This is a genomic window from Terriglobales bacterium (genome assembly GCA_035624455.1).
In the GTDB taxonomy this organism is placed as follows: domain Bacteria; phylum Acidobacteriota; class Terriglobia; order Terriglobales; family Acidobacteriaceae; genus DASPRM01.
Map to the genome: position 1 here is coordinate 1 of DASPRM010000100.1, position 7522 is coordinate 7522.

At 57.5% G+C, this 7522-nt stretch carries 10 protein-coding genes; 4 read left to right on the top strand and 6 right to left on the bottom strand.

Annotated elements, in window-relative coordinates:
• Positions 1 to 595 precede the first annotated feature (595 nt).
• Positions 596 to 1564: a hypothetical protein gene (locus tag VEG30_10960; GenBank protein ID HXZ80440.1), complete on the top strand. Its 969-nt coding sequence runs from the start codon at positions 596 to 598 to the stop codon at positions 1562 to 1564.
• A gap of 29 nt (positions 1565 to 1593) precedes the next feature.
• On the opposite strand, the gene VEG30_10965 is transcribed toward VEG30_10960, so the two are convergent.
• The 5 genes from VEG30_10965 to VEG30_10985 form a co-directional block, all read right to left on the bottom strand.
• The gene (locus tag VEG30_10965; protein HXZ80441.1) at positions 1594 to 2472 is read right to left on the bottom strand and encodes a hypothetical protein; all 879 of its coding nucleotides are present in this window, start codon (positions 2470 to 2472) and stop codon (positions 1594 to 1596) included.
• A gap of 425 nt (positions 2473 to 2897) precedes the next feature.
• Positions 2898 to 3395: a DoxX family protein gene (locus VEG30_10970; protein ID HXZ80442.1), complete on the bottom strand. Its 498-nt coding sequence runs from the start codon at positions 3393 to 3395 to the stop codon at positions 2898 to 2900.
• Positions 3396 to 3401: 6 nt separating this feature from the next.
• Positions 3402 to 4292 (bottom strand): DNA-binding domain-containing protein, encoded by an 891-nt coding sequence (locus tag VEG30_10975; GenBank protein HXZ80443.1) that lies wholly within the window; start codon positions 4290 to 4292, stop codon positions 3402 to 3404.
• A complete protein-coding gene (locus VEG30_10980) occupies positions 4289 to 5134 on the bottom strand; it encodes a DUF692 domain-containing protein (GenBank protein HXZ80444.1) in 846 nt (281 codons plus the stop codon). The genes VEG30_10975 and VEG30_10980 overlap by 4 nt, the downstream gene beginning before the upstream one ends.
• A 69-nt stretch (positions 5135 to 5203) precedes the next feature.
• The gene (locus VEG30_10985) at positions 5204 to 5494 is read right to left on the bottom strand and encodes a hypothetical protein (protein HXZ80445.1); all 291 of its coding nucleotides are present in this window, start codon (positions 5492 to 5494) and stop codon (positions 5204 to 5206) included.
• A 518-nt stretch (positions 5495 to 6012) separates the two neighbouring features.
• Between VEG30_10985 and VEG30_10990 the strand changes: the two genes are divergently transcribed.
• Entirely contained in the window at positions 6013 to 6315 is a 303-nt protein-coding gene (locus VEG30_10990; protein HXZ80446.1) for a hypothetical protein, read from the top strand.
• An 88-nt stretch (positions 6316 to 6403) separates the two neighbouring features.
• Here VEG30_10990 and VEG30_10995 read toward each other — a convergent pair whose 3' ends face one another.
• Complete coding sequence (locus VEG30_10995) at positions 6404 to 6793, bottom strand: hypothetical protein (protein HXZ80447.1); 390 nt, start codon at positions 6791 to 6793, stop codon at positions 6404 to 6406.
• 122 nt (positions 6794 to 6915) lie between these two features.
• Here VEG30_10995 and purS point away from each other — a divergent pair, with 122 nt between their 5' ends.
• Together purS and VEG30_11005 are read left to right on the top strand one after the other, a co-directional pair.
• Positions 6916 to 7161 (top strand): phosphoribosylformylglycinamidine synthase subunit PurS, encoded by a 246-nt coding sequence (gene purS, locus VEG30_11000; protein ID HXZ80448.1) that lies wholly within the window; start codon positions 6916 to 6918, stop codon positions 7159 to 7161.
• A gap of 72 nt (positions 7162 to 7233) precedes the next feature.
• A partial coding sequence (locus VEG30_11005; GenBank protein ID HXZ80449.1) for a glutamine--fructose-6-phosphate aminotransferase occupies positions 7234 to 7522 on the top strand: 289 nt, incomplete at its 3' end.

The window sequence follows — 7522 nt, forward strand, 5'->3', positions numbered from 1 at the left end:
CCATCTCCGCCTGCTTCAGCACCGCTACGATCTGCTCCACAGAAAAGCGTTTCCTTCGCACGGCAAATCCCCCTTTGTTGGGTACTAGATTGTGCCGGAAACTAACCTTCTCTGTGTGTCAGAAATCGGGGAGCCGCTCAATTCGGGAAGCCGTTTACGCGGCCAGTTGGCTCACTCAAGCACCGCTTTTGGCTTGAGTGGGGCAGTTCCACGCTAGGCAGAGTCTGCCTCCGCCCGTTCACGCTTTCTTGCCGTCCACTCCGACTCAATCTCCGCCCGTCCTTCAGCGAGTGCCGTCAGCAACGACACGGATCTCAGGCACACTCTATTTGCGATCAGATCGTTCAACAGGAGACAGGCCCGATTGTCTGTCCGACACGATGTCCCATCTGCTTCACATCTGGTGCAAATGTTTGCACACTAGTTTCCACGTCCAGGGTTTTAGTGGCGTTTTTCAGAGACCTCTGGTGGACTGGCAATTGCACGGTAACTTGCGAAGGATGCAGATCTGGTTCCCGAATTGGGCTTCCGACCTTATCAGGCCGCTCGGACCAGTTCCGCCTCCAGTAGCGCTTCCCCGCTACGGGTCTAATAAATGTTGAAATATGGGTCTCGGGGCTTTAAGGGTCCTCGGTATTTTCTTCTGGTTATCGTCGTACTGATTCTTCCTGCGCTGGCAGAATCGTACTGGGCATGGCACCTGCTTTGGCCCCAGTCGTTGATCACTACAAATCCCACCAAGCCCCAATTGGCGGCGCGAATTGCCGCCGCATCTCCTGAATCATCCTCGAACATCCCGGATGCGGGCTATTCGTGGAATGGCGCGAGCGGTGAACCGGGGCCGGCGGTCTATCCTTATTCGGTAGTACCTGGCGGCGTGCGCAGCGCGGAGTCGCTTAAGCGCGCCATTGCCGCCGACACGCTGGTGGCGCAGCACTATTCTGATTTTCATGTCGGGCAGGCGCGGATGATTCAGCTGAGAACCGATCTCCAGGCGTACGTTTCGTTTCGCCTGAAAGATGGTGTCTATTGGACTCGCCGCCCGGTGCTGCTCAAACGGGGAGAAAGCGTTCTGACCGATGGCGTGAACCTGGCGCGCACCCGCTGTGCCAATCGCGTTTCGCTTGCGCCGCGCATGCCGCATGCGCCGCACGAGCCTCCGCCGCAGGCGCTGGACACAGCGGGGCTGCCATCCTCGGAATTTCCTGAGTTTCCCGATCCACCTCTGCCTGTCTTTATCCCTGAGTTTGGCAGGACGTTGCCCACCCTTCCGCTTCCCCCAGTCGGTCCACCGGGATCGGGTGCGGCCACCCCGTTCGTGCCGTTCTTTGTGCCTCCGGGCGGAGGAGGGGGCGGAGAAGGAAAGAAACCAGATGTGACGCCGCCGGTTGCACCTCTGCCGATCGCACCTGTGCCCGGCAGTGTAAATCCAACCGGGCCTTCGCCCGAACCCACAGCGCCAGTGCCCGAACCCGGCACAATCACACTGCTGGTGACGGGTTCGGCGATCGTCGGATGGTGGGAGAGGAGACGGGTGACGAAAAGCCGTACTCGCTCAGAATGACCACCATTAAGCCTGATTGAGACTGCCAATTATTTCGCCGCCGCGCCGGTTGTGATGGCCTGGCGAACGGCGGCCAGCGGGGCGCTGTTGTTGAACGATGTGTGGCCTCCGCTGCGCTCCACGCCGAGCTGCCTCCACAAGTCATCCAGATCGACTTCGACGGGTTTGTCTTTCATCTTCTGATAAAGCTCTTCGAGAACGGGAACGCCGGTGGCGTGGTCTCCGGCGGCGAGAGCGCGCTCGAGTGTCCAATCCTGAGTGATATTTCCGCCGTCATTGAGAATGCCGCGGAGCGCGTGTTCGAGACCCTTACGATTTTGCGTTCTCTTGCGAATCTCGACATCGGCGAGCAGACAAAAGATTGCGCCACCCCAGTAGGTGCGGCCCCAGCTATGCGTGTGGTCGAGTCCGCGATCTCCCGCCTCCGGCAAACCCTGCGGCATGTCGCGTACCATGTCGCCCCAGACTTGAGTAGGATCGAGAAAGCCGGCTCGGGCGCGGGCGATCGGCTCCACATAGGTGGCGATGCCTTCTTCGATCCAGTGATGCTGGTCGGCGACGTCGGGAAATGAGAGATGGACCATTTCATGGGTCAGTTCCCAATCCTGGTGGAGCTGAGACTCACTGGTTTTATCGCCTACGGAGATGTAGATCAAGCCACCATCGTTTCGTCCGAAGGTTTTTCCGCCGCGAACACCACTTCCCCAGAAGGAGCAGATGTGGAGCGAGGTATGGGAAAGGGGGAAGCGTCCGTAATACGTCTCAACGGAAGTTGCGGCTGCATTTACCCAGGCGAGCAGTTTTTCCTGCCCGATAGAAAAGTCGGCAGCTTGGAAATCGACATCGATGGTTCCGCCGCCGATGTGCACGGGGAAGGGATCAACCGCCGACTTTCCGGTGCAAGCCATACACGTAAGGAGAACCAATAATAAAGACGTGCAAAAGCTTCGTGGTAGAGCGCGAAGCGCAGCGGCGAAGGGGACAGGAGTCGAGCCTTTCGAACCGGTCGCGTTTGTCCCGCTTACGCTTTTGATAACCACAAGCATTCGCGGGCAAGAGTGCCCGCGCCACACTGACAATGCCACACTGACAATTAAGATGCGCCCGGGAGTTCGGGGAATCGGGTAAATGGCAATCGGGTAATCTGAAACACCGTTACGTAGATTCGTGGTGATACTGTAACGCAAGATACTTCCACTCGGGGGGGAGGACGCTAAGAGCCTCTGTTACCTCTTACGCCCCGCTTCGCGGGCTTCTCACTGGTTCTACTTGCTACCCCCAGCATAGGCTGGGGGGCTAGGTTCTTGAGCGCGCTTAGCGGTTTTGCGCCTGCTCAAAGTGGGGCACCCTCAAGGTTCATTCGTTTCTTGAGGAAATATCTGATGAGGGCGTCGAGTGAAATCTTGCCCGGCCCGAAGACGAGGATTAGTAACGACGCAAAGAGAAATGTGTAGGGGTCAGCGGCATAAAACTTGCCCGGATTCGAGAAGATCGACATCAACGCCTCGCGATCGCCGAACCAGTAGGCGTTTACCATATTAAGGGTGAGCGGAAGGGCAATCAGCCGCGAGGCGAGTCCCAGGATGAGCAGGATTCCGCCGACCACCTGCAGCAGCGCGACCGCGTAGGCCGTGAAATGAGGGTGAGGCACGCCAATACTAGCAAAGTAGTCAGTCACCCTGGGGTTGTTGCTGAGCTTGCCCCACCCGTCCTGAGCGAACTGCCAACCCCAATAGAGACGCACAGCCAGAAGCAGAGGGCACTGCAGGTAATTCAGCACGCGAACGAAACGCTCGTATGCGCGGACCAGGCTTCCTATCCACGAGCTCATCTTGCTCTAGCCTTTTTCTGCAGTATTTGAATGGCAGAACCATCCCCAGCGGGCCCAGTCCTGGAACCATTGCTGAATGAGCTCGACGGTCTCACTTTCGGGAATGGAGGTTCCGCGGAAGGCGAGTTCCGCGGCTTCGGTCAGCGTCTTACTCTCGCGCAGCGCACGCAGCAGGGTAAACGCTTCCCGATCGATGCGCTTGAAGTAAACGGAAAAGTCGAGGCGATGAACGGCCAGGAAAACCGGCTCGCGCTTGACACTGCCGAACTTCAGCCGCGAGCTCTTGCGCCTTCGCACAAACGCGTTGCTGGCCTTGTCGTAGTAGTCTTCGCCCTTGCGGATGGAGAGCAGTAGATCATCGATTGGATACTGCAAATCCAGCAGTTGGATGTAGGGCTGCAATCCGAATGTCGAATCCGCGTTCAGGCTCTTCAGGTCCTCGGGGCCGAGAGGAGTCTCCGCGGCGCCATCGAAAGCTTCGATATCCGCCCACTCAAGTCGAACCATGTCGATGGCCAATGGCTCCCGTGGATGTACCCACTGGGGATGAGCCCTGAGCCACAATTCCAGCTTCGAGCCTAGATTGCGCAGGCTAAAAGATGTCGATGGGTTCTCGTTCAGATACGCCTGCGCCAGCCGGTCAAAGCGGCGTTCGCCCATCAGGCCACGAAGTCCGACGAAGTCTTCGCTGAAAGCAGATAGAATGCGGAACCAGTACTGCCGATTATAAATTTCCAGGCGCTCGAGCGAGGTCAGGCGATCGTTCGGCTTGATGATTTCGTTGGCCAGCTTGCGCATGGAGCTGCCGCGCTTGGTGCGGGGGCGGCTGCGCTCGGAGGGCGTCAGCGGCGTCATCACCGCTTCACATACGCGACGCTGTATTTCTTCCAGTTTCATGATGCCGCCACCAGTGCGCCGACGAAGCGGTTGGCCTTTAGCGCCTCGCCGTGGACTTCGTCGAACGAGGGAATGTTGTCGTCCCACTCGAGCAGCGTGGGAGTGGGACCTGCGAGCTCGATGGCGCGCGCATAGAGCTTCCACACGGGATCGATTACGGGGTGATCGTGAGTATCCAGAATGTATTTCTGAAATTTAGAGTGACCGGCGATGTGGATCTGGGCAACGCGCTCCGCGGGAACACTGTTCAGGTAGGTGAAAGGATCGAAGTTGTGGTTGCGGGAAGACACGTAAATGTTGTTGACGTCGAGCAGAATGCCGCAATCTGCCAACTCCACGACTTCGGAGAGGAACTCCCACTCCGTCATTTCGGAAACATGAAATTCGGCATAGCTGCTGACGTTTTCGACAGCGATGGGGACTTCCACGAAATCGCGAACCTGGCGAATCTTCTGCGCCGTTATGCGGGCAGCTTCGAAGGTGTAGGGCATGGGAAGCAGGTCGTGGCTATAGGTGCCATCCACACTGCCCCAGCAGAGATGGTCGGTGAGCCAGGGAGTGCCCGTCGTCCTCACCAGAGTTTTGAGCCGCTTCAAATGCTCGCGGTTCAGCGGTTCCGCCGATCCAAAGTACATGGAGACGCCGTGCTGCACTACACGGTACTGCTCCAGAATCTGGTCCAGGACATGCAGGGGTCGTCCGCCATCCACCATGTAATTTTCCGAGATGATTTCGAACCAGTCGACCACTGGCTTGTTGGTAAGGATATGGTCGTAATGAGGGATACGCAGACCGATGCCGATCCCTAAATCGTTAAATGCGTTGAAACGGTTCCCCGCCATAATGATTAGAATTCCGGAAAAAGGGTCGGGTACAAGAATTCCCGACCCCTACACTGGTTCGTGATCAGATTACTGTGAGGGCGGCTTGGAGCCATCGGTAGCGCATCCACCTTTGCCCTTGCAGGAATTCTTGCCCTTGCAGCCATTATCACCCGCTTTGCATCCGCCTTTGCCTTTACAGGAATTCTGGCCCTTGCAGGCGTGCTTTTCGGTCTTGTCAGCCTTGTCTTTGCTGGCTGTGGGAGAAGAGTTCTTGCCAGCATCGGTGCTCTGATCCTGGGCCTGCAGCCGGACGCTGGTGCCTGTGAGCAGACCCGCCAGGGCCGCCCCCGCCACCAACGCCTTCAACGACTTGCTCATGTGTTTATTCCTCCTCAAGTTGTTAGGTTCATCTATTTCCCGCGACACTTCGGTCGGGGCCGAGCTAAAAAGCCTAACTGCACAGATATGAATTCAACTTCCAGAACCGCGATTCCCACCTGAGATTCCCCACTCCCGGGAAAGTTACGGATGACAGACACAGTAAGTACGCAGGTCCGGCCAAGATGGATTGCCCTGGGTACCCCGAGCCGAAGTGGCACGCACTGAAAAGAGAAGAACCAGATCGGAGAGCAATTCGCACACAGCCTTGTAATCAACTGGAGGTCTGAGTGCGGGTCTCCCCACCCCACAAAAGGTTTGCAAACCCTATCACACGGGCGGGACTGAAGTCTATGGCAGGGGATGCCCGCGGAGTGGAGCCTGATAAGGCCGGCTGTGTGTTGACGAAATTTCCTGGTGGGACGAATTGCACCGATATGGCATTGCGCGAGAAGCGGTTTGGTTCCGCGCAACCAGGGATACGCTTTTGGGGCTACAATCTGCCAGGAGTTCCAGCCATGCGCGGCATCCTGACCGCGATCCTCTTGCTCACGCTTACCGGTTGTGGCTTTGTTGGAGTCTCGGGCTTCTTCAATCCCGGAGCGGCGAGCGGCGTGGTCAGCATTGTTCACTTCACAGCCGTAGGGGACGGCGGAATCTTCGTGAACGTCACCGCGGTCACGCTGATCAACTCCGGCTCGGCGCAGGATTTCACATTCTGTGGCAACCAGACCAATCTCTTTCCAATGAATACCTTTGTGGATGTGCGCTTCAATCCAGGACAGACCTGCTCGACGGTGACTTCGGTGACGCCGCATTAACTGCAGAGGTCAGCAGTCAGCATTCAGCAATCAGCCGTTGACACGCAACGATTGGTACTCACCTGTGAAGGCAAAGGTAGGCAACTCGCTATTGACGTTCAGGGATATCGCCGGAAACCGGAGCCTTCTTGCCGGAATCGCAGCTATCGAGTCCGGACTGCAGGCGATCTACTCGCCGCCTCATGCTGGCGATGAGGGAGAGCCAGAGGTCGGAATCGATCTGCAGTGCGCTTCTGGCGGCGCTGTCCTGGACAATCCCGGCGTTCGATCGCAGCATGGTTGCCCTTGCGGTCATTCCGCCGATTTCTTTGTTGGTGTCGGCGATCTCCTGTGCCAAATCGTGGCGCATCGCCGGGTTGCAGGGCGGGTTCACCGTGTCCGTCGACGGAACCGTGTTGCCCAGCTTCTGTGCTCTGCTTTGCGTAATCGCCCCGACCCCACAACTCAGAATGAAGGCTAGTGCCCAAAGCGCTCGCATTCTCCGATACCTCCCATCCTTGTCAAGAGCCGCCCGCTGAAAGTAACTGCCTGTGTAATTACAATGGTAAGACCAAGCTCAAACCTTCCAGCAGCTTACGGCTGTATAATCGTCGCAGAATAATGAAAGCCTACGTGTATGTATCGCTGAAGCAGAGCGTTTTGGATCCGCAGGGTAAGACCATCCATGGCGCGCTGAATAAGATGGGCTACAAAGCGGTGGGGGGCGTCCGTCAGGGAAAGTATTTTGTGATCGATCTGAATGGCGGGATCGACAAAACGGAAGCCGAGGCGCAGGTGGAGCAAATAGCTCGGGAAGTGCTCACCAACCCCGTCATCGAGGAGTTCCATTACTCCATTGAGCAGTAGTTTCTCGGAAATTCGAATTCACAATAACCCGCAGCGTGGCCAGCAAGAGCCCGTTGCCAGGGGGACAGACAGATGTGCGGCATAGTGGGTTACGTAGGCAAGAAGAGAGTGGTGCCGGTCATCATCGATGGCCTGCGTCGTCTGGAATATCGCGGCTACGATTCAGCGGGAATCGCGGTAGCCGGTAACGGCGATGGACTGCAGGTGCGCCGCGCGGAAGGCAAGCTGCGCAATCTGGAGGAAGCGGTTCGGCTCAAGCCGCTTGACGGCACCTACGGCATCGGTCACACGCGCTGGGCTACGCACGGCCGTCCCACGGAAGAAAATGCTCATCCGCACCGCGACTGCACGGGACGGATCG

What these genes read in the sequence shown, in the direction of transcription:
- VEG30_10990 (HXZ80446.1), top strand. Translation starts at nt 6,013, where the DNA reads ATGCGCGGCATCCTGACCGCGATCCTCTTGCTCACGCTTACCGGTTGT.
- VEG30_10965 (HXZ80441.1), bottom strand. Translation starts at nt 2,472, where the DNA reads ATGGCTTGCACCGGAAAGTCGGCGGTTGATCCCTTCCCCGTGCACATC.
- purS (HXZ80448.1), top strand. Translation starts at nt 6,916, where the DNA reads ATGAAAGCCTACGTGTATGTATCGCTGAAGCAGAGCGTTTTGGATCCG.
- VEG30_10985 (HXZ80445.1), bottom strand. Translation starts at nt 5,494, where the DNA reads ATGAGCAAGTCGTTGAAGGCGTTGGTGGCGGGGGCGGCCCTGGCGGGT.
- VEG30_10970 (HXZ80442.1), bottom strand. Translation starts at nt 3,395, where the DNA reads ATGAGCTCGTGGATAGGAAGCCTGGTCCGCGCATACGAGCGTTTCGTT.
- VEG30_10995 (HXZ80447.1), bottom strand. Translation starts at nt 6,793, where the DNA reads ATGCGAGCGCTTTGGGCACTAGCCTTCATTCTGAGTTGTGGGGTCGGG.
- VEG30_10960 (HXZ80440.1), top strand. Translation starts at nt 596, where the DNA reads ATGTTGAAATATGGGTCTCGGGGCTTTAAGGGTCCTCGGTATTTTCTT.
- VEG30_10980 (HXZ80444.1), bottom strand. Translation starts at nt 5,134, where the DNA reads ATGGCGGGGAACCGTTTCAACGCATTTAACGATTTAGGGATCGGCATC.
- VEG30_10975 (HXZ80443.1), bottom strand. Translation starts at nt 4,292, where the DNA reads ATGAAACTGGAAGAAATACAGCGTCGCGTATGTGAAGCGGTGATGACG.